This window comes from Bifidobacterium stellenboschense (assembly GCF_000741785.1).
Classification (GTDB): domain Bacteria; phylum Actinomycetota; class Actinomycetes; order Actinomycetales; family Bifidobacteriaceae; genus Bifidobacterium; species Bifidobacterium stellenboschense.
Window position 1 is genome coordinate 43989 of the sequence record NZ_JGZP01000010.1, and the last position, 19447, is coordinate 63435.

32 protein-coding genes are annotated in these 19447 nt (G+C 64.3%); 1 reads left to right on the forward strand and 31 read right to left on the reverse strand.

Features of this window, described 5'->3' with window-relative positions; genetic code table 11:
• Positions 1-12 precede the first annotated feature (12 nt).
• Complete coding sequence (gene truA, locus BSTEL_RS03680) at positions 13-954, forward strand: tRNA pseudouridine(38-40) synthase TruA (RefSeq protein ID WP_034527254.1); 942 nt, start codon at positions 13-15, stop codon at positions 952-954.
• 372 nt (positions 955-1326) lie between these two features.
• Here truA and rplQ read toward each other — a convergent pair whose 3' ends face one another.
• From rplQ to BSTEL_RS03835, 31 genes are all read right to left on the reverse strand, one after another.
• Positions 1327-1812 (reverse strand): 50S ribosomal protein L17, encoded by a 486-nt coding sequence (gene rplQ, locus BSTEL_RS03685; protein ID WP_034527257.1) that lies wholly within the window; start codon positions 1810-1812, stop codon positions 1327-1329.
• 90 nt (positions 1813-1902) lie between these two features.
• Positions 1903-2901 carry a DNA-directed RNA polymerase subunit alpha gene (locus BSTEL_RS03690; RefSeq protein WP_034527259.1) on the reverse strand — a complete coding sequence of 333 codons (999 nt, stop codon included), beginning with the start codon at positions 2899-2901 and terminating at the stop codon, positions 1903-1905.
• A gap of 79 nt (positions 2902-2980) precedes the next feature.
• Positions 2981-3382, reverse strand: a complete 402-nt coding sequence (rpsK, locus tag BSTEL_RS03695; RefSeq protein ID WP_034527262.1) for a 30S ribosomal protein S11 — start codon at positions 3380-3382, stop codon at positions 2981-2983.
• 89 nt (positions 3383-3471) lie between these two features.
• A complete protein-coding gene (gene rpsM / locus BSTEL_RS03700) occupies positions 3472-3849 on the reverse strand; it encodes a 30S ribosomal protein S13 (RefSeq protein WP_034527264.1) in 378 nt (125 codons plus the stop codon).
• A gap of 149 nt (positions 3850-3998) precedes the next feature.
• Complete coding sequence (rpmJ, locus tag BSTEL_RS03705; RefSeq protein WP_003814578.1) at positions 3999-4112, reverse strand: 50S ribosomal protein L36; 114 nt, start codon at positions 4110-4112, stop codon at positions 3999-4001.
• A gap of 20 nt (positions 4113-4132) precedes the next feature.
• The gene (gene infA / locus BSTEL_RS03710) at positions 4133-4351 is read right to left on the reverse strand and encodes a translation initiation factor IF-1 (protein ID WP_004268611.1); all 219 of its coding nucleotides are present in this window, start codon (positions 4349-4351) and stop codon (positions 4133-4135) included.
• A 198-nt stretch (positions 4352-4549) separates the two neighbouring features.
• On the reverse strand, positions 4550-5116 hold the full coding sequence (locus BSTEL_RS03715) for an adenylate kinase (protein WP_034527267.1): 567 nt from the start codon (positions 5114-5116) through the stop codon (positions 4550-4552).
• A 178-nt stretch (positions 5117-5294) separates the two neighbouring features.
• A complete protein-coding gene (secY, locus tag BSTEL_RS03720) occupies positions 5295-6629 on the reverse strand; it encodes a preprotein translocase subunit SecY (protein ID WP_034527469.1) in 1335 nt (444 codons plus the stop codon).
• Positions 6630-6909: 280 nt separating this feature from the next.
• Complete coding sequence (rplO, locus tag BSTEL_RS03725) at positions 6910-7359, reverse strand: 50S ribosomal protein L15 (RefSeq protein ID WP_034527269.1); 450 nt, start codon at positions 7357-7359, stop codon at positions 6910-6912.
• 2 nt (positions 7360-7361) lie between these two features.
• A complete protein-coding gene (gene rpmD, locus BSTEL_RS03730; protein WP_034527270.1) occupies positions 7362-7544 on the reverse strand; it encodes a 50S ribosomal protein L30 in 183 nt (60 codons plus the stop codon).
• Positions 7545-7547: 3 nt separating this feature from the next.
• Positions 7548-8300, reverse strand: a complete 753-nt coding sequence (gene rpsE, locus BSTEL_RS03735) for a 30S ribosomal protein S5 (RefSeq protein ID WP_084686093.1) — start codon at positions 8298-8300, stop codon at positions 7548-7550.
• Positions 8297-8668 (reverse strand): 50S ribosomal protein L18, encoded by a 372-nt coding sequence (rplR, locus tag BSTEL_RS03740; protein WP_034527275.1) that lies wholly within the window; start codon positions 8666-8668, stop codon positions 8297-8299. Before rplR ends, rpsE begins: the two co-directional genes overlap by 4 nt.
• Before the next feature lies 1 nt (position 8669).
• Complete coding sequence (gene rplF, locus BSTEL_RS03745) at positions 8670-9209, reverse strand: 50S ribosomal protein L6 (RefSeq protein ID WP_034527278.1); 540 nt, start codon at positions 9207-9209, stop codon at positions 8670-8672.
• A 17-nt stretch (positions 9210-9226) separates the two neighbouring features.
• The gene (gene rpsH, locus BSTEL_RS03750; protein ID WP_034527281.1) at positions 9227-9625 is read right to left on the reverse strand and encodes a 30S ribosomal protein S8; all 399 of its coding nucleotides are present in this window, start codon (positions 9623-9625) and stop codon (positions 9227-9229) included.
• A 91-nt stretch (positions 9626-9716) separates the two neighbouring features.
• Positions 9717-9902: a type Z 30S ribosomal protein S14 gene (locus BSTEL_RS03755; RefSeq protein WP_003814530.1), complete on the reverse strand. Its 186-nt coding sequence runs from the start codon at positions 9900-9902 to the stop codon at positions 9717-9719.
• Position 9903: 1 nt separating this feature from the next.
• Entirely contained in the window at positions 9904-10479 is a 576-nt protein-coding gene (gene rplE, locus BSTEL_RS03760; RefSeq protein WP_034527283.1) for a 50S ribosomal protein L5, read from the reverse strand.
• Positions 10476-10811 carry a 50S ribosomal protein L24 gene (rplX, locus tag BSTEL_RS03765; protein ID WP_034527286.1) on the reverse strand — a complete coding sequence of 112 codons (336 nt, stop codon included), beginning with the start codon at positions 10809-10811 and terminating at the stop codon, positions 10476-10478. The genes rplE and rplX overlap by 4 nt, the downstream gene beginning before the upstream one ends.
• Position 10812: 1 nt before the next feature.
• Positions 10813-11181 (reverse strand): 50S ribosomal protein L14, encoded by a 369-nt coding sequence (rplN, locus tag BSTEL_RS03770; protein ID WP_034527288.1) that lies wholly within the window; start codon positions 11179-11181, stop codon positions 10813-10815.
• A 113-nt stretch (positions 11182-11294) separates the two neighbouring features.
• Positions 11295-11564, reverse strand: coding sequence for a 30S ribosomal protein S17 (rpsQ, locus tag BSTEL_RS03775; RefSeq protein WP_034527291.1), 270 nt, complete (start codon positions 11562-11564; stop codon positions 11295-11297).
• Positions 11565-11566: 2 nt separating this feature from the next.
• Positions 11567-11815, reverse strand: coding sequence for a 50S ribosomal protein L29 (gene rpmC, locus BSTEL_RS03780; protein WP_034527294.1), 249 nt, complete (start codon positions 11813-11815; stop codon positions 11567-11569).
• Between the two features lies 1 nt (position 11816).
• Entirely contained in the window at positions 11817-12236 is a 420-nt protein-coding gene (gene rplP, locus BSTEL_RS03785) for a 50S ribosomal protein L16 (protein ID WP_034527297.1), read from the reverse strand.
• A 6-nt stretch (positions 12237-12242) separates the two neighbouring features.
• A complete protein-coding gene (gene rpsC, locus BSTEL_RS03790) occupies positions 12243-13043 on the reverse strand; it encodes a 30S ribosomal protein S3 (RefSeq protein ID WP_034527300.1) in 801 nt (266 codons plus the stop codon).
• 2 nt (positions 13044-13045) lie between these two features.
• Positions 13046-13405 carry a 50S ribosomal protein L22 gene (rplV, locus tag BSTEL_RS03795; RefSeq protein WP_034527302.1) on the reverse strand — a complete coding sequence of 120 codons (360 nt, stop codon included), beginning with the start codon at positions 13403-13405 and terminating at the stop codon, positions 13046-13048.
• A 15-nt stretch (positions 13406-13420) separates the two neighbouring features.
• Positions 13421-13699, reverse strand: coding sequence for a 30S ribosomal protein S19 (gene rpsS / locus BSTEL_RS03800; protein WP_003814508.1), 279 nt, complete (start codon positions 13697-13699; stop codon positions 13421-13423).
• Positions 13700-13714: 15 nt separating this feature from the next.
• The gene (gene rplB / locus BSTEL_RS03805) at positions 13715-14545 is read right to left on the reverse strand and encodes a 50S ribosomal protein L2 (protein ID WP_034527305.1); all 831 of its coding nucleotides are present in this window, start codon (positions 14543-14545) and stop codon (positions 13715-13717) included.
• Positions 14546-14581: 36 nt separating this feature from the next.
• Entirely contained in the window at positions 14582-14878 is a 297-nt protein-coding gene (gene rplW, locus BSTEL_RS03810) for a 50S ribosomal protein L23 (RefSeq protein ID WP_034527316.1), read from the reverse strand.
• A gap of 5 nt (positions 14879-14883) precedes the next feature.
• Positions 14884-15540, reverse strand: coding sequence for a 50S ribosomal protein L4 (gene rplD / locus BSTEL_RS03815; RefSeq protein WP_034527318.1), 657 nt, complete (start codon positions 15538-15540; stop codon positions 14884-14886).
• Between the two features lie 6 nt (positions 15541-15546).
• Positions 15547-16197, reverse strand: a complete 651-nt coding sequence (gene rplC, locus BSTEL_RS03820; protein WP_034527320.1) for a 50S ribosomal protein L3 — start codon at positions 16195-16197, stop codon at positions 15547-15549.
• A 17-nt stretch (positions 16198-16214) separates the two neighbouring features.
• On the reverse strand, positions 16215-16523 hold the full coding sequence (gene rpsJ, locus BSTEL_RS03825) for a 30S ribosomal protein S10 (RefSeq protein WP_003827292.1): 309 nt from the start codon (positions 16521-16523) through the stop codon (positions 16215-16217).
• A gap of 261 nt (positions 16524-16784) precedes the next feature.
• Positions 16785-17684, reverse strand: coding sequence for a YwiC-like family protein (locus tag BSTEL_RS03830; protein WP_084686094.1), 900 nt, complete (start codon positions 17682-17684; stop codon positions 16785-16787).
• Between the two features lie 28 nt (positions 17685-17712).
• Positions 17713-19263 (reverse strand): MDR family MFS transporter, encoded by a 1551-nt coding sequence (locus tag BSTEL_RS03835; protein ID WP_162178975.1) that lies wholly within the window; start codon positions 19261-19263, stop codon positions 17713-17715.
• Between the last annotated feature and the right edge of the window lie 184 nt (positions 19264-19447).

Here is a 19447-nt window from a genome sequence, read left to right on the forward strand (position 1 = left end):
TACTCGTTGGCTATGACACGACTGCGCATCGACCTGGCATACGACGGCGGCGGCTTCTACGGATGGGCCACGCAACCCCACATCCGCACCGTGCAGGGCACGATCGAGGCGGCGCTGCATAAGCTGCTGCGCGTGCCCGAACATGATCCCGACGAGCCGCTGCGTCTCGTCGTCGCCGGACGCACCGATACGGGCGTCCACGCGAGCCATCAGGTCTGCCATCTCGACATCGACGAATCGACGCTGGAACGCGCCGTCGGTCACATGAAGGTGCCGGCGGTCACCGCGCTGGAGCATCGTCTGCAGCGGCTCCTGCCGACGGACATCGCGATTCATCGCGTGTCCGTCGCGCCGGACGGCTTCGACGCGCGCTTCTCGGCGCTGGAACGCACGTACGTGTATCGGATCGCCGACCGCGCGAGCGAGGTGGACCCGCGGCTGCGCGGCTGCGTGCTGCACATCGACGACACTCTCGACCTCGACGCGATGAACCGGGCGGCGGCGATGACGCTCGGCCTGCATGATTTCGGTTCGTTCGCGACGCCGAATCCGGGAGGCACGACGATCCGCGAGGTGAAACGCGCCACGTGGACGCGCGTCCCGTCGCGCCCGCTGGTACCGGCGCGCGACGACGTCGCGACGCACGGTACCGGCGACGTCGCGACAATCGGTTACGTGACGCCGACGCTGGAGTCGGGACTGGTGTGCTTCACGATCGTCGCGGACGCGTTCGCGCGCAACATGGTGCGATCGCTCGTCAACGCGTGCGTCGCGGTGGGCATCGGCAAACGCGATCTGGACTGGTTCGCCGGCAAAATGGCCGTGCCGAAGCGCGAGGGATCGACGGGGCCGATTGCGCCGCAGGGACTCACGCTGGAGCACGTCGCCTACCCGCCGGACGACAAGCTCGCCTCCCGCGCCGAGGCGATCCGCGCCGTCCGCACATTGCCGTAGCTCCCCTCCCATATCCTCTCCCGCACCTCTCGTAAAACCCACCTCCCATACCCCCTCCCCCTAGCGTCACCTCCTCCTAGCGTCACCTCCCCCTAGCGTCACCTCCCCCCAGCGTCACCTCCCCCATGGTGCGGCAACACACTTTCTCCACAACGGCGGAATTCCGCCGTTTTCGCCTACCGCACCATGGGTGTTTTACCGCACCATGGGATGAGTGGGTGGGTGATGGGGTGGGGTGGATAGGTGGGATAGGTGGGATAGGTGGGATAGGTGGGATAGGAAGGGGATGGAGAAATGGGTGAGTATGCGAAAGGGGTCGGAATCACGTGGATTCCCGACCCCTTTGGTATTAGGTCAGCTGACGCTAACGGCTCACTCGGCCTGCTCGGCCGGAGCCTCGGTGGCCTCGGCGGCGGTCTCGACCGGAGCCTCGGCAGCCGGAGCTTCGGCGGACTTGGCGGCGGCTTCGGCTTCCTTCACGACGGCCTGCTTCTTGCTCACCGGCTCGGTGACGAGCTCGATGATGGCGGCGGGCGCGTTGTCGCCCTTGCGCGGGGCGATCTTCACGATGCGGGTGTAGCCACCCTCACGCTGCTCCATCTGCTCGGCGATCTGGGTGAACAGCACGTGCACGACGGACTTGTTGCGGATGACGCGCATCACGCGACGGCGGGAGTGCAGATCACCGCGCTTGGCGAAGGTGATCAGGCGCTCGGCCAGCGGACGAAGGCGCTTGGCCTTCGGCAGCGTGGTGACGATGCGGCCGTTCTGGAACAGGCTGGTGGCCATGTTCGCGAGCATCAGGCGCTCGTGCGCCGGGCTGGAGGCCAGACGCGGGCCCTTCTTAGGTGTGGGCATAGTAACTCCTTATGTCAGGCCGGTTCAGGTGGGCAGTGGCCCGAACATCCGAACCGGTCGGACGGTTGGTCGAATGCGGCTAACGGGTTCTCACTCGTCTTCAGGCGAGAAGAAGGTGCCGCCTTCGAGATTGTTGGCATCGAAGCCACCCAGCGGGGAGGCCTTGAGAGACATGCCCAGAGACTGGAGCTTCTCCTTGACCTCGTCGATGGACTTCATGCCGAAATTGCGGATATCGAGCAGATCCTGCTCAGTGTGGGAGACCAGCTCGCCGATGGTGTGGATGCCCTCGCGCTTCAGGCAGTTGTAGCTGCGCTGGGTGAGGTTGAGATCCTCGATCGGCACGGCGAGTTCGGGGTTGGACTCCTCCGCCACCGGGGCGGGGCCGACCTCGACGCCTTCGGCCTGGGTGTTGAGCTCACGGCACAGGCCGAACAGCTCCACCAAGGTGGAACCGGCGGAAGCCACCGCGTCGCGCGGGGAGATGGCCGGCTTGGTCTCCACGTCCAGGATGAGCTTATCGAAGTCCGTGCGCTGTTCCACACGGGTCGCCTCGACCTTGTAGCTCACCTTGAGCACCGGGGAGTAGATGGAATCGACCGGGATACGACCGATTTCGTCATTGTCCTGCTTGTTCATCGCGGCCGGAACGTAGCCACGACCACGCTCGACGGTGAACTCGATCTCGAGCTCGCCGTCCTCGGCGAGGGTGGCGATGTGCATGTCCGGGTTCGCGATGGTCACGCCCGCCGGCGGGGTGATGTCACCGGCGGTGACCTCGCCCTTGCCGCTCTTGCGCAGGTACATCACGACGGGCTCGTCGTACTCGCTGGTGAGCACGATGCCCTTGATGTTGAGCAGGATCTCAGTCACGTCCTCCTGGACGCCCGGCAGCGTGGTGAACTCATGCAGGGCACCGGAGATACGCACCGAAGTCACAGCGGCTCCCGGAATCGAGCTCAGCAGGGTGCGGCGCAGCGAGTTGCCAAGCGTGTAGCCGAAGCCCGGTTCGAGCGGCTCGATGATGAAGCGGGAGCGCTGGGGGTTCAGCGATTCCTCGGTAAGAGTCGGACGCTGTGCAATAAGCACTGTGGTATCCTTTCAGCTTTTGGCCGGTGGTGCACTCACCGGGCCAACAGCGGGTTGGATGAATATTGTCTAGTAGTGCTCAGACGCGACGACGCTTCGGAGGACGAACGCCGTTGTGCGCTTGCGGGGTGACGTCGGTGATGGAACCGACCTCGAGACCAGCGGACTGCAGGGAGCGGATGGCGGTCTCACGACCGGAACCCGGGCCCTTCACGAACACATCGACCTTCTTGACGCCGTGTTCCATCGCCTTGCGGGCGGCGGACTCGGCGGCCATGCCGGCAGCGTACGGCGTGGACTTACGGGAGCCCTTGAAGCCGACGTCGCCACCGGACGCCCAGGACACAACCGCGCCGGACGGATCGGTGATCGAGATGATCGTGTTGTTGAAAGTGGACTTGATGTGAGCCTGGCCCACCGGGATCGACTTGCGATCGCGGCGACGAGCGGGCTTACGAGCGGCTTGCTTAGGCGCTGCCATTGACCCTCGTTTCCTAGTAACGAATTTGTTTGCTTGGGGTTGCGGCTCGGGCGATGGGTGTTACCCCGTGGCCCGTGCCAATGCCACTACTACTTGGTGGCCTTCTTCTTTCCGGCGACCGTGCGCTTCGGGCCCTTGCGGGTACGGGCGTTGGTCTTGGTGCGCTGGCCGCGCACAGGAAGTCCCCTGCGGTGACGCTGGCCCTGGTAGCAGTTGATCTGAATCTTGCGACGGATGTCCGCGTCGATCTCACGACGCAGATCGCCCTCGATCTTGTAGTTGGCCTCGAGGTAGTCACGCAGCGTGATCAGCTGCTCGTCGGTCAGATCCTTGACGCGGATGTCCGGGTTGATACCGGTCGCGGCAAGCGTTTCCTTCGCACGAGTGCGGCCCACACCGAAGATGTAGGTGAGGGCGATCTCAATGCGCTTCTCATTGGGGATGTCGACTCCGGCAAGACGTGCCATTGCGATTCCTTCTGGTTGACGTAGGTCTTGCACCCACTCGTCCAGCTGTCCGGCACGGGCCTACGTACCCGTGGTTCAGTGTCGTTCCCTTGCGGGAAGCACTGTGAGTGAGCGCCTGATTTTCAATTGTGCCGCTGGAGAATCTGCTCTCAGCCCTGACGCTGCTTGTGGCGCGGGTTGGTGCAGATCACCATGACGCGGCCGTGACGACGGATCACGCGGCAGTTCTCGCAGATCCTCTTCACACTAGGGCTGACCTTCATGGTTATCCTTTGCTTGTACCTTACTTGTAACGGTACGTAATGCGACCGCGGTTGAGATCGTACGGGCTCATCTCGAGCACGACGCGGTCCTGCGGGAGGATGCGGATGTAGTTCTTCCGCATCTTGCCGGAAATGGTGGCCAGCACGATGTGCTTGTTCTCAAGTTCAACGCGGAACATCGCGTTGGGCAGTGCTTCGACCACCCGACCTTCGACTTCAATCACACCGTCTTTTGCCATGAGCTCCCGGCTTCCGTTTCGTTGGTTGCATTACATTGACGTATCCGAAGACACACCAAGTTACAAGAATAGCGAAGAGCCGGACGAAATCGACACTCGGCGTGTCATTTTGTCCGGCTCTACGGTCGTGTGGTATATGCGCGCGATGTCACGGCGTTCACGGCGTCGCGCACGTACCGGCGCGTATGTCCGCTACGCTCAGCGGGCGTCGAGCGCGGCGACGATGTTCTTCTGGATCTCGTCGATCTCGCCGACGCCATCGATGGCGACCAGCTGGCCACGGGACTTGTAGGTGTCCAGCAGCGGCGCGGTCTCCTTCGCGTAGGTGGCGAGGCGCTTGGCGATGGCCTCCGGGTTGTCGTCGGTGCGGCCCTGCTCCTCGGCGCGCTTGGCGATGCGCTGCATCAGCACGTCGTGGTCGGCGTCGAGCGCGACCACCGCGTCGAGCGGGGTGCCCAGCTCGGCGAGGATGGCGTCGAGCGCCTCGACCTGGGAGGCGTTGCGCGGGTAGCCGTCGAGGATCCAGCCGTTCTTGGCGTCGTCCTGGGCGAGACGGTCCTTGACGATCGAGTTGGTCAGCTCGTCCGGCACGAGTTCGCCCTTGTCGGTGTACTCGATGACCTTGAGGCCCAGCTCGGTCTTGCCCTTGATGTTGGCGCGGAAGATGTCGCCGGTGGAGATGGCGGGGATGCCATAGTGCTCGGCGAGCAGCGCGGCCTGGGTGCCCTTGCCGACGCCCTGCGGGCCCATGATGAGAAGACGCATTGTCGTTGCTCCTATCTCGTATGTTGCGGTTGGTGGTTTGTTCAGGAATCGTTATGGCGCTCCCGCCTGCGGGAGCTGTCCCGCGTCGCGGGACTGAGGGTGGTTCCGTCGACCGGCCACCACCCCCCAGTCGGCCATACGGCCGACAGCCCCCGCCGGCGGGGGCCACGGTACGGACTCAGTGTTCCTTGTGGTCGATGTCTTCGAGCAGGAATCCGGTGTACTGGAACTGCTCGGTCTGGGCCTTGGCCTGGCGCAGCGTGTCGAGGCCGACGCCCGCGATGATCAGGATCGTCGTGCCGCCGAACGGCAGCTGCGTGTTGAGGCCGAGGGCCATGATGAGCACGGTCGGGATGAGCGCGACGAACAGCAGGTAGACGGCACCCACCGTGTTGAGTCGGTTCATCACGTAGCTCAGGTAGCGGCTGGTCGCGTTGCCGGCGCGGATGCCGGGGATGAAGCCGCCGTACTGCTTCATGTTGTCGGCGGTCTCGTCCGGGTTGAACGTGATCTCCGTGTAGAAGAAGCAGAAGAACACGATCATCAGCGCGTACAGCGCGATGTACCACACGCTGGTGGTGTTCGCGAGGTTGGAGTTGATCCACTTGACCCAGCTCTGGTCGGTCTTGCCGAACTGCGCGATGAGCGTCGGGATGGCGAGGATCGAGGAGGCGAAGATCGGCGGGATGACGCCGGACATGTTGATCTTGAGCGGCAGGTAGGTGGAGGAGCCGCCGTACATCTTGCGGCCGATCATGCGGCGCGTGTACTGCACCGGGATGCGGCGCTGGCACAGTTCGACGAAGTCGACGAAGATGAGGATGACGACGAGGACGCTCACGACGATGGCGAACTTGGTCCAGTCGCCGTTGGTGCCGTTGGTGCCCCAGCCGATCTCCCACAGCTGCGGCAGGAAGCCGGAGCAGATGGACATGAAGATGAGCACGGACATGCCCTGACCGATGCCCTTGTCGGTGATGAGCTCGGCCATCCACATGATCAGGCCGGTGCCGCCGGTCATGATGAGCACCATGACGATGAGGTTCCACACGGAGCCGTCCGGGATGACCTGGGAGCAGGCGTAGTTGAACAGCGCGCCGGAGCGGGCGGTGACGAGGATCGTGGTGGACTGCAGCACGGCAAGACCGATGGTGAGGTATCGGGTGTACTGCGTCAGCTTCGCCTCGCCGGACTGGCCCTCCTTGTGCAGGGCCTCGAAGCGCGGGATGACGACGCGCAGCAGCTGCACGACGATGGACGCGGTGATGTACGGCATGACGCCGAGCGCGAAGATCGACAGCTGGAGCATGGCGCCGCCGGAGAACAGGTTCACGAGTCCGATGAAGTTCTCCTGGCTGCCCTGCAGGGTCGCCACGCACTTCTGCACGACGGTATAGTCCACGCCCGGAGTCGGGATGAACGAGCCGATGCGATAGATGATGATGATGAAGAGGACGAAGAGAATCTTCTTCCTCAGTTCCTTCGTCTTCAGGGCCTGGATTAACGTCCTCACCTGGAATCCTCCCATGCGCCCCAAGGCGCTACAGCGATGCTCATGTGTTCGTAATTTGAACGCTACCGCACGAGCATATCGTATCGTGCCTACTAGCGCTAACAGAACGTCGAATCCGCGGGACGGTCACCGTGTGATCGTGGCGCAATCATGGCGCGATCGTGACGCGGACGACGTGGAAAATCGTGGACATACGACATGACCCCCTCGCCCATCGGGGAGCGAGAGGGTCATGGTCGTGAAATTATCTCACCGAAGCGGTGATGCGCCCGGAGGCGAATCAGGCTTCGACGCTGCCGCCGGCGGCCTCGATCTTGGCCTTGGCGGAGGCGGAGGCCTTCACGCCCTTGAGCGTGAACGCGACGGAGACGTCACCGTCGCCCAGGACCTTCACCGGAGCGTTGCCGCGAACGGCGCCCTTGGCGACCAGGTTCTCGACGGACACCTCGCCGCCCTCCGGGAAGAGCTCGACGAGACGCGCGATGTTGACGACCTGGTACTCGACCTTGAACGGGTTCTTGAAGCCACGGAGCTTCGGCAGGCGCATGTACAGCGGGAGCTGGCCACCTTCGAAGCCAGGACGCACGTTGGTGCGCTTGGTCTGGCCCTTGGCGCCACGGCCCGCGGTCTTGCCCTTGGAGCCCTCACCGCGGCCGACGCGGGTCTTCGCCTTGTTGGCGCCCGGAGCCGGCTTCAGGTCGTGCATCTGCAGGATTTCGTTGTCTGCCATAATCAGTCGACCTCCTCGACGGTGACCAGGTGGCGAACGACGTTCACCAGACCGCGGTTGGCCGGGATGTCCGGACGGACAACGGTCTTGCCGATCTTGTTCAGACCCAGGGTCTTCGCGGCGGCGCGCTGCTTCGGCGTGCGGTTCACGAGACCGTGGTGGAGCGTGATCTTCAGGTTAGCCATCTATCACTCACCATCCTTCGCTTCGGCGGCCTTGGCGGCCTGAGCCTCTTCACGGGCCTTGCGGGCCTCGGCGATGCCGGCGGCGCGGGCGCGCAGCAGGGCATCGGGGGCGACCTCGTTCAGGGCGAGACCACGACGGGCGGCGATCTCCTCCGGCTCCTCAAGCTGCTTGAGGGCGGCGACGGTCGCGCGGACCATGTTGATCGCGGTCGGGGAGCCCATGGACTTGGTCAGCACGTCGGTGATGCCGGCGCACTCCATGACGGCGCGCACCGGGCCACCGGCGATAACGCCGGTACCGGGGGCGGCCGGACGCAGCAGGACGGTGCCCGCGGCGTCGTGACCGATCACCGGGTGGGTGACGGTGCCGCGGACGCGCGGCACGGTGAACATGTGCTTCTTGGCGTCCAGCTGGCCCTTGGCGATGGCCGCCGGGACCTCACGGGACTTGCCGTAGCCGACACCCACGGTGCCGTTGCCGTCGCCGACCACCACGAGGGCGGCGAAGCTGAACGTACGGCCACCCTTGTGGGTCTTGGACACGCGGTTGATGGTCACGACGCGATCGAGGAGCTCATCGCCCTTGTTCTCTTCGCGACGGTTGCGACGCTCACCGCGACGGCCTTCGCCGCGACGACCGCCACGGCGGCCGCCACGACGCTCGTCGTTGGCGTTGGCGTTGTTCTCGTCAGCCGGGGCAGCCTGAGTGTTCTGAGTTTCTTCAGCCACTTGGGTTTCCTTCATTTCTTCGCTCACAGTGCCAGACCTCCCTCACGGGCGCCATCGGCGACGGCGGCGACACGGCCGGTGTACTTGTGACCACCACGGTCGAAGACGACGGACTCGATGCCGGCGGCCTTGGCCTTCTCGGCGATGAGCTCGCCGACCTTCTTGGCGGCCTCGACCTTGGTGCCTTCGAAGCCGGCGAAGTCAGCGGTCAGGGTGGAGGCGGAGACCAGGGTGATGCCCTTGGTATCGTCCACGACCTGAGCGACCATGTGGCGGTTGGAACGGGTGACCACCAGGCGCGGACGCTCGGCGGTGCCGGAGATACGCTTGCGGATGCGGGCGTGACGACGCTTGAGCGCGGCCTTCTTGCCCTTGCCGAAAATAGTGACGCTCATATCACTTACCAGCCTTTCCAGCCTTGCGCAGAATATGCTCGCCGGCATACTTGATGCCCTTGCCCTTGTAGGGTTCCGGAGCGCGCAGCTTGCGGATGTTGGCGGCCACCTGACCGACCATCTGCTTGTCGGTGCCCTCGACGACGACGTGCGTCGCGTCGGTCACCTTGAGCGTGATGCCTTCCGGCGGGTTGACGGTGATCGTGTGGGAGTAGCCGAGGAAGAACTCGATGCCCTTGCCCTTGGCGACGGCGCGGTAACCGGTGCCGACGATCTCCAGGGTCTTGGAGTAGCCGTCGTGCACGCCCTTGACCATGCCGGCCATGATGGAGCGGGCCAGACCGTGCTTGGCACGGGTCGGACGCAGGTCGTCGGCCGGGGTGACGATGATCTCGTTGCCCTCGACGGCCGCGGTGATGCCTTCCGGCAGGACGTAGGAGTCGGTGCCCTTCGCGCCCTTGGCCTCGAAGTTCTGACCGTCGATCTTGACCTCAACGCCAGCGGGAATGGCGATGGGGAGCTTACCAATATGCGATGCCATGTGTCAGCTCTCCTTTCTCACCACACGTAGGCGACGATCTCGCCACCGATGCCTCGATCGAGGCATTCCTTCTGGGTCAGCAGTCCCGACGAAGTCGAGATGATCGCGATGCCGAGGCCACCGAGCGGCATCGGCAGGGAGTCGGACTTCGCGTAGCGACGCAGGCCCGGCTTGGAGATGCGCTTGATGCCCTGGATGGAACGCTCGCCGTTCGGACCGTACTTGAGGGTGACCTCAAGGGTCTGACCGACCTTGGCTTCCTTGGCGGTGTAGTCCTTGATGAAGCCTTCGCGCTTCAGGATCTCCGCGATGTTCTTCTTGAACTTGGAGTACGGCATATCCACGGTCTCGTGCTTCGCCGCGCTCGCGTTACGCAGACGCGTGAGCATGTCTGCGATCGGATCTGTCATTGTCATGTGGGCTTATGCCCTTTCTCGCCGTGGTTTCCGCCGCCGGCTCCCCTGGGGCTCCAGGAGAGCTAGGGCCGCGGACCTTCAGCGTCGATGTTTACCAACTGGACTTCGTAACGCCGGGCAGCTCGCCGCGGTGGGCCTTCTCGCGAAGGCAGATGCGGCACAGGCCGAACTTGCGGTACACGGAATGGGGACGACCGCAGACCTGGCAACGCGTGTAGGCGCGCACCTTGAACTTCGGCTTGCCGGCCGCCTTGTTCTTAAGAGCGGTTTTTGCCATATCAGTTCTCCTTGAAGGGGAAGCCGAGGTGCTTGAGCAGCGCGTAGGCTTCCTTGTCGTCCTTGGTGCTGGTCACCACGGTGATGTCCATGCCACGCTGGTGGTCGATGGAATCCGGATCGATCTCGTGGAACATGGACTGCTCGGTGAGACCGAAGTTGTAGTTGCCCTGGCCGTCGAACTGGTGGCCGTTGATGCCACGGAAGTCGCGGATGCGCGGCAGAGCCATCGTCAGCAGACGATCGAGGAACTCCCACATGCGGTCGCCACGCAGGGTGACGTACGCGCCGATGGCCTGGCCTTCACGCAGGTGGAACTGCGCGACGGACTTCTTGGCCTTGGTGATCTTCGGCTTCTGGCCGGTGATCAGGGTGAGGTCCTTGACGGCGCCCTCGATGAGCTTGGAGTCGCGAGCGGCGGCACCGACACCCATGGAGACGACGACCTTCTGGATGCGAGCGACCTGCATCGGGTTGGAGTACTTGAACTCCTTCTCGAGCTCCGGGATGATCTGCTCGTTGTACTGCACCTTCAAGCGCGGGGTGGCCGGCGCTTCGACGGTAGTGGTGTCGGTCATGCCAGCTCCTTTCCGGACTTCTTGGCGACGCGCACGCGCACGGTCTTCACCTTGCCGTCACGCGCCTCTTCCTTCACGATGACGCCCACGCGGGTCGGTTTGCCGGTCTCCGGGTCGATGACCATCACGTTGGAGCGATGGATCGGCGCCTCGACGGAGACGATGCCGGCCTGCTGGCCCTGCTGGGTGGCGCGGACGTGCTTCTTGACGATCTGAACGCCCTCGACGATCAGACGGTCGTTCGGCAGCACGCGAAGGACCTTGCCCTCCTTGCCGCGATCCTTGCCGCGGATGACCTTCACCTGGTCGCCGCTCTTGATCTTGGCTACCATGTCAGATCACCTCCGGGGCGAGGGACACGATGCGCATGAACTTCTTGTCGCGAAGCTCACGGGCGATCGGTCCGAAGATACGAGTGCCCTTCGGTTCACGGCCGGAGCCGAGAATCACCGCGGCGTTCTCGTCGAACTTGATGTAGGAGCCGTCGACACGACGGTGCTCCTTGACGGTACGGACGACGACGGCCTTGACCACGTCACCCTTCTTGACCGATCCGCCAGGGATCGCGTCCTTGACCGAGGCGACGATGACGTCGCCCAGGCCGGCATAGCGTCGCTTCGAGCCACCGAGCACGCGGATGGCAAGGATCTCCTTGGCACCCGTGTTGTCGGCGACATGAAGCCGCGTTTCCTGCTGAATCATTGATTCTCCTTAGCCGAGCTGGTTCTCCCCGCACACCGGGCGCGGCGGATAGACGCACAGAACATCTATCTAACCGCGCCCGGTGGACGGCGAGCCTTGCCGAACTTATTTTTTTACTTGGCGCGCTCGATGATCGACTCGAGACGCCAACGCTTGGTCTTGCTCAGAGGACGAGTCTCCATGATACTCACGAGGTCGCCAATGTGCGCCTCGTTGTGTTCGTCATGGGCCTTGACCTTCTTGGTGGTGCGGACGACCTTGCCGTACAGCGGGTGGGTCTTGCGGTTCTCCAGCTCCACGGTGATCGTCTTGTCCATCTTATCGGACACGACGTAACCGCGGCGAACCTTGCGGAAGTTGCGCTCCTGCTGCTCTTCAGCCATGATCACTGCTCCTTAGCTTCGTCGGCCGGCTCGGAGGTGATGCCAAGCTCGCGCTCGCGCAGCACGGTGTACATGCGGGCGATGTCGTGCTTGACGGCCTTGAGGCGGGCCGTGTTCTCGAGCTGACCGGTGGCGGACTGGAAGCGCAGGTTGAACAGCTCTTCCTTGGACTTCTTCAGGAAGCCCTCGATCTCCGCGTTGGTCTTCTCGTTGAGATTCTTGATGGAGTATTCTTCGGTTCCGACTGCCATATCAGATGTCACCGCCTTCACGAGCAATCACACGGCACTTCATGGGGAGCTTGTCGATGGCACGACGCAGGGCTTCCTTGGCGACGTCCTCGGAGACACCACCGATCTCGAACATCACGCGACCGGGGTGGATGTTGGCGATCCAGAACTCCGGCGTACCCTTACCGGAACCCATTCGGGCGCCGAGGGCGTGCTTGGTCAGCGGACGATCCGGGAAGATCGTGATCCACACGCGGCCACCACGCTTGATGTAGCGGGTCATGGCGATACGCGCGGCCTCGATCTGGCGGTTGGTCACGTAGGCCGGGGCCAGCGCCTGGATGCCGTAGTCACCGAAGTTGATCTCGTTGCCGCCCTTGGACATGCCGGAGCGGACGGGACGGTGCTGCTTGCGGTACTTGGTCCTCTTTGGGATAAGCATTCTTGCTCACTCCTTCGTTTCCGTGGCAGCGGGGGCCGCGGCGGCTTCGGCCTTGGGGGCCTCGGCGTTGCGGGCGGCACCGGCGTTGCGGTTGCCACGGCGCGGACGGCGATCGCCGCGACGGCCGGGACGGTTGTTCTGCTGGGCCTGCTGCTCTTCGAACTCACGTTCGGTCATGTCGCCCTTGTAGATCCAGACCTTGACGCCGATGCGGCCGTAGGTCGTCTTGGCCTCGAAGAAGCCGTAGTCGATCAGGGCGCGGAGGGTCTGCAGCGGGACGCGACCCTCGCGGTAGAACTCGGAACGGCTCATTTCGGCACCGCCGAGACGGCCGGAGAGCTTGATGCGGATACCCTTGGCACCGGCGCGCATGGCGTCCTGCTGGGCCTTGCGCATCGCGCGGCGGAAGGTGACGCGGTTGGTCAGCTGCTCCGCGATGCCCTGAGCGACGAGCTGGGCGTCCAGCGCGGCGTTCTTGACCTCGAAGATGTTGAGCTGGACCTGCTTGCCGGTCAGCTTCTCGAGCTTGGCGCGGACCTTCTCGGCCTCGGCGCCGCGGCGACCGATCACGATGCCCGGACGGGCGGTGTGGATGTCGACGCGGACGCGGTCGCGGGTGCGCTCGATGACGATCTTGCTCACGCCGGCGCGCTCGAGGTCCTTGTTCATCTCCTTGCGGATCTTGTCATCCTCAAGGACGAAGTCGCTGTAGCGCTCGCCGGCCTTGTTGGAATCGGAGAACCACTTGGAGCGGTGGTTTTCAGTGACGCCCAGGCGGTAGCCAAAGGGATTGATCTTCTGACCCATCTTTAGCGGTTTCCTTCCTTGTTGGCGACGACGACCGTGATGTGGGAGGTGCGCTTGTTGATACGAGCGGCACGGCCCTGGGCACGAGCGCGGAAACGCTTGAGCGTCACGCCCTCGTCCACGTAGGTCGCCTTGACGACCAGGTCGTTCTCACGGAACGGCTCGCCGGCCTTGTCGGCCTTGACGCGCGCGTTGGCGATGGCGCTCTCGAGGACCTTGCGAACCGGGATGGACGCGTCCTGGGGAGCGAACTTGAGGATGGTGAGGGCTTCGGTCGCCTGCTTGCCTCGGATGAGGTTGACCATGCGACGAGCCTTGCGCGGCGTCACGCGGACGTGACGGGCGATTGCTTTAGCTTCCATAAGTCATTCTCTCCTTTAGCGGCGGGCCTTCTTGTCGTCCTTCACGTGACCCTTGAAGGTCTTCGTGGGGGCGAACTCACCCAGCTTGTGGCCGACCATGGCCTCGGTGACGAACACCGGGACGTGCTTGCGGCCATCGTGGACAGCGAACGTGTGTCCGATGAAATCAGGAGTGATCATCGAACGGCGGGACCACGTCTTGATGACGTTCTTGGTGCCCTTCTCGTTCTGCTCGTCGACCTTCTTCTGCAAGTGGGCGTCGACGAAGGGGCCCTTCTTGATGCTACGAGTCATCGCTTCGAATCTTCCTTACTTGCGGTTCTTGCCGGACGGACGGCGACGGACAATCATCTTGTTCGAAGCCTTCTTCGGACGACGAGTACGAACCTCGCCCTTGCCCCACGGGGAGACCGGCGGCTTACCACCGCGGGTACGACCGCCGTGCGGGTGGTCGACCGGGTTCATGGACTCACCACGGGTGATCGGGCGCTTGCCCATCCAACGGGCGCGGCCGGCCTTGCCGAGCTGCACGTTGGCGTGGTCCTCGTTGCCGACCTCGCCGACGGTCGCGCGGCAGCGCGCGTCGACGTTGCGGATTTCGCCGGACGGCATACGCAGCTGGGCGTAGGCGCCGTCCTTCGCGACGAGCTGGACCGAGGTGCCGGCGGAACGGGCAATCTTGGCGCCGCCGAGCGGCTTGAGCTCGATGGCGTGGATGACCGTACCGGTCGGGATGTTCTTCAGCGGCAGGTTGTTGCCCGGCTTGATGTCGGCCTGGGCGCCGGTCTCGATGACGTCGCCCTGCTTGATGCCCTTCGGCGCGATGATGTAGCGCTTCTCGCCGTCGGCGTAGTGCAGGAGGGCGATGCGGGCGGAGCGGTTCGGGTCGTACTCGATGTGAGCGACCTTGGCCGGCACGCCGTCCTTGTCCCAGCGACGGAAGTCGATGAGACGGTACTGGCGCTTGTGGCCGCCGCCGCGATGGCGGGACGTGATACGGCCGTAGGAGTTACGACCGCCGGTCTTGGAGAGCGGACGAACGAGCGACTTCTCAGGCGTGGAACGCGTGATCTCGGAGAAGTCCGAGACGGAGGCGTTGCGGCGGCCGGCGCTCGTCGGCTTGTAAACGCGGATAGCCATAATGTAGTTCTTCCTTTAACTTTTCTCGGCTAACCTTCAGTTACCGAAGATGTCGATGGTCTGGCCCTCGGCGACGGACACGATCGCACGCTTCTGAGCGACGCGACGACCGTAGCCGGTGCGGGTGCGAGTGCGCTTGCCCTCGCGGTTGAGGGTGTTGACCTTCGTCACCTTGACGTTGAAGATCTGCTCGATAGCCTGCTTGATCTGCACCTTGTTCGCGTTCGGGGCCACCACGAAGGTGTACTGGCCACGATCGGAAGCGGCGTAGCTCTTCTCGGACACGACGGGCTTGATGATGATGTCGTGAGCCGGCTTGTGAATAGCGACCATGGAAATCAGGCCTCCTTCTTGGTCTTCGCCGCCACGAAGGCCTCAAGGGCCTCCTTGGTGAAGACGACGTACTGCGCGGTCACCACGTCGTACGTGTTGAGCTGATCGACGAAGATCGGGTGGACATACGGAAGGTTGCGCACGGAGAGCCACTCGTTGATCTGGTCACGGGTCAGCGCGATGGTGGCGAACTTCTCACCGATGACCGGGTTCAGGGCGGCGATGGCGGCCTTGGTGGACGGCTTCTCGGAGACGCCGAAGTCGACGACGGCGACGCGACCGGCGTTGGCGCGGTCGGACAGCACGTACTTGAGGGCGGCGGCCTTCATCTTCTTGGGGGTGCGCTGGGAGTAGTCACGCGGCTGCGGGCCGAACACGACGCCGCCGTGGTACCACTGCGGGGCGCGGATGGAGCCCTGGCGGGCACGACCGGTGCCCTTCTGCTTCCACGGCTTCTTGCCGCCGCCGGAGACGTTGGCGCGGGTCTTGGTCGCGTGGGTGCCGGCACGACGGGCGGCGAGCTGCGCGATGACGACCTGGTGGATCAGCGGGATGCGGGACTGGACCTCTTCGGCGGAGAAGCCGAAGAGCTCGGCCGGGGCCTCGACGGTGCCGGCGGCCTGGCCCTGCGGGTCGGTGACGTTCAGAGTAACGTTAGCCATGGCTTATCAGGCTCCCTTCACGGCGGAGCGAACGAGAACGATGCCGCCCTTCGGGCCCGGGATGGCGCCCTTGATGGCGAGGATGCCGTTCTCGACATCCGCGGAGACGACGGTCAGGTTCTGCACGGTGGAGGTCACATGACCCATGCGGCCAGCCATGCGCTTGCCCTTGAGGATGCGGCTCGGAGTGGCGCACGCGCCGACGGAGCCGGGGCGACGCTCGTTCTTGTGGGAGCCGTGGGTACGGCGGTAGGACTTGAAGCCCCAACGCTTGATGGTGCCGGCGAAGCCCTTGCCCTTGGTGGTGCCGGTCACGTCGACCTCAGCGCCCTCGGCGAAGACGTCGGCGTTGAGCTCCTGGCCCACCTCGTACTCGGTGGCGTTGTCCTCGCGCACCTCGACGAGGTGACGGCGCGGGGTCACACCGGCCTTGGCGAAGTGGCCGGCGAGCGGCTTGGTGACCTTCGTCGGGTCGATCTGGCCGTAGCCGAGCTGGACGGCGGTGTAGCCGTCGGTCTCCGGGGTCTTGATGGCGGTGACGACGTTGGTGGAGACGTCCACCAGCGTGACGGGCACGAAGAAGCCGTTCTCGTCCCACACCTGCGACATGCCGAGCTTCTTGCCCAGCAGCGCCTTGCGATCCTTATGTTGCGACATAGCGGTTCCCTCCTCCCTTACAGCTTGATCTCGATGTTGACGTCCGCAGGCAGATCGATGTGCATCAGGGAATCCACGGCCTTCGGGGTCGGGTCCACGATGTCGATGAGGCGCTTGTGCGTGCGCATCTCGAAGTGCTCGCGAGAATCCTTGTACTTATGAGGAGAACGGATAACACAGAAAACGTTCTTCTCGGTCGGCAGCGGAACGGGGCCAACAACAGTTGCGCCCGCGTTCGTCACCGTTTCGACGATCTTCTTCGCCGATTGGTCGATGACCTCGTGGTCATAGGACTTAAGCCTGATGCGGATTTTCTGTCCCGCCATTGCCGTCCGCCCTTTCTAGCGATTCGTGTACTGGTTTCCAGCCTGCTTCTTCAGGGCACCGGCGCGCATGGCCTCCCTTGGACATACGTCCTCTGGCGGTCATCCGACATCAGTGCACGGCACCACGAATCGCGCTGGCGATCCGCCGGCCCGTGCTCGCTTTGTTATTTCCAATGTGCGAGCCCAAATCAGGCAACTTGAGTATCTAATCACCGGCCTTGGACGAGCGCGCCCCCGCGACACGCCGTCGGCCCATGCGGCTCACGCCGCCGTCACCGCCAGCGCCGCGACGAAAACCAGCAGGGTGGAGACCATCTCGGTCACACCCGCGACGATCGGCTTCACCCGCCGCCGCGAGCCGACCCACGGCAACGCGACCGCACGCGCCAACAGCCAGATTGCGGCGAGCTCCGCCCACATGAGCGGCATCGGAATCCATCCGTCTCCGACGCCGCCCGCAGGCACGAACGAGCCGATCCACCAGGTCACGCCCGCGAACAGCGCCGCATGCCATGCGATCGACGCGACGAGGTACGCGCGACTCCCCCGCTCGCGGATCATCGTCTTGACGAACAGCACCGAACCGAACTGCGTCGCCGCGAACACGGCCGAGATCATCACCGCCGTGGACGGCATCATCATGTGCAATGGATTGCGCGTCCCATACGAGGCGACGACCGTCGCCATCATCGACGAGGCGAACACGGCCACCGCGTTGCCCCACAGGCTGCGTTCGCGGCGCAGCCATGCGGCGAGGAACGAGAGCGCGGCCAGCACGATATATATGGGAGCCCAGCGCAGTATGCCCGGATTGATGACGACGAACGGGACGCCGAGCACGGCCAGCGCCACACCGTAGACCGCCACGGGCATCCGGTACCGGCGCGCGAACCGGGATTTGAGCCAGCGGGCAGCGACGAACTGCACGCAGTAGCACAGCGCCCACAGCACCACCAGCCACACGGAATCCCGGGTCGGCCCACCGGCGACGAGCCCGGCCAACGCGGGCGCGAGCGCCATCACCCACGCGCCCGGCTGGTCGGGAATCCAATCCCGCGCCCGCGTAGGACGCGGCTTCACTGCCTGGGGCCGCGCGGCATCAGGATTCACCGGACGGGGATTCCCGGAATCGGGATTCACGGGTCTGGGCACATCACTCATGCGTCCAAGTCTAACGGCGTTAGCGGCGCTAACGGCGCAGGCGGCGCATCGCACGGGCGGCGGCCTCGTGGGCGGAGCCGGCACCGTTGCCGCGCACGCCGAAGGCGACGAGCAGCACCATGACGAAGCACAGGAACGCGGAGATGCGCAACGCCCACTGGATGCCGGCGATGTTCGCGAGCGTGGCGGACATGCCGCCCGCATGGTACATGGCGGTGAACGTCTCCATCAGGATCACGAGGATAGGCGCGCCCATCGCGCCCGCCACCTGACGGGCCGTGTTCGTCACGGACGAACCGGCGGAGATGCCGGAAGGCTCCAAGCAGTTGAGCGACCACGTGGTGATCGGCATCAGCAGCGATCCCATGCCGATCTGGCGCACGAACTGGCAGATCGACACCCACCAGATCCACGTGTCGGCGGCGATCAGGCTCATGCCGATCGTGCCGACGGTGAGCGTGATCGCGCCGAACAGGGCGACGGGCCGCGCGCCGAACCGGTCAAGCGCCTTGCCGCCGAACAGCTGGGAGATGCACTGGCCGATCGCGCCGGGCAGCATGATGAGACCGCTCATCGTCGCGGAGTAGCCGCGGTCGTTCTGGATGTAGAGCGGCATGATCACCAGAATCGAACTGAACGCGAAGAACGCGAGCGACGCGGTGATCGTACCGACAGTGAACGAACGGTTCCTCAGCACGCCCAGGTCGAGCAGCGCCGGTTCCGGCTTCTCCCCACGCGCGACGCCTTCGCGGTAGCGGCGCGCGTGCCGCACCTGCCGCGCGACGAACCAGATGATGCCGACGACGCCGACGAGCATCGACGCCCACACCATCGGATGCGTGAACGGATAGTTCTCGATGTTCGTGAATCCGAACATCAGTCCGCCGAAACCGAACACGGACAGCGCGACGGAGAAGAAGTCGGCGCGCGCGGTCGCGTCGTTCTCGCCGAAATCATGCAGCCACAGCACGGCGGCGGCGAGCGAGAGCGCGCCGATCACCGTGAGCGTGAGAAAGATGGAACGCCATCCGTTCGCGTCGGTCTGCAGGCCGCCGAGCGTCGGTCCGATGGCGGGGGCGACGCTCATCGCGATGCCCACCATGCCCATCGCGCCGCCGCGGCGCGACAGCGGGAATATCGAGAACACGGTGATCTGCAGGACCGGCCACATCACGCCGGTGCCGACGGCCTGCAGCACGCGGCCGGCGAGCAGGACGAGGAACGTGGGCGCGAGCCACGCGCACACGGAACCGAGCGTGAACACGATCATCGACGTGATGACGATCTGGCGCGTGGAGAAGCGGCGCGTGAGGAACGCGGTGAGCGGCACCATCACGCCCATCACGAGCTGGAACACGGACGTGAGCCACTGTCCGGTGGTCACATTGATGCGGAATTCGTCGACGATCGACGGCAGCGCGGCGGACAGCTGCAGCTGCGTGAAATTGCCGACGAACGTGATGAACGTGAGGATGGCGAGCGAGACGAACGCCGTATGCGTCAGATGCCCGTCGACATATGATTCCCCGCGCGTGAGCGTACGCTTCGATGATTCCAGCCTGATCGCCATATGCCGCATACTTCTTCCCGTGCGATTCCCGAGGGGATTCGGCCGCCCTCGACCACGATGCGGCTCCCCCAAAGCACGCGAATACGCTATACCCAGCCGTGCCCAATCCACACGCAATCACGCTGTGAGCGAGGTCACGGCGGCGGATGCGGGAATCCGCGACATCTTCCTTGCCTCGCCGGAGGCGGTCATT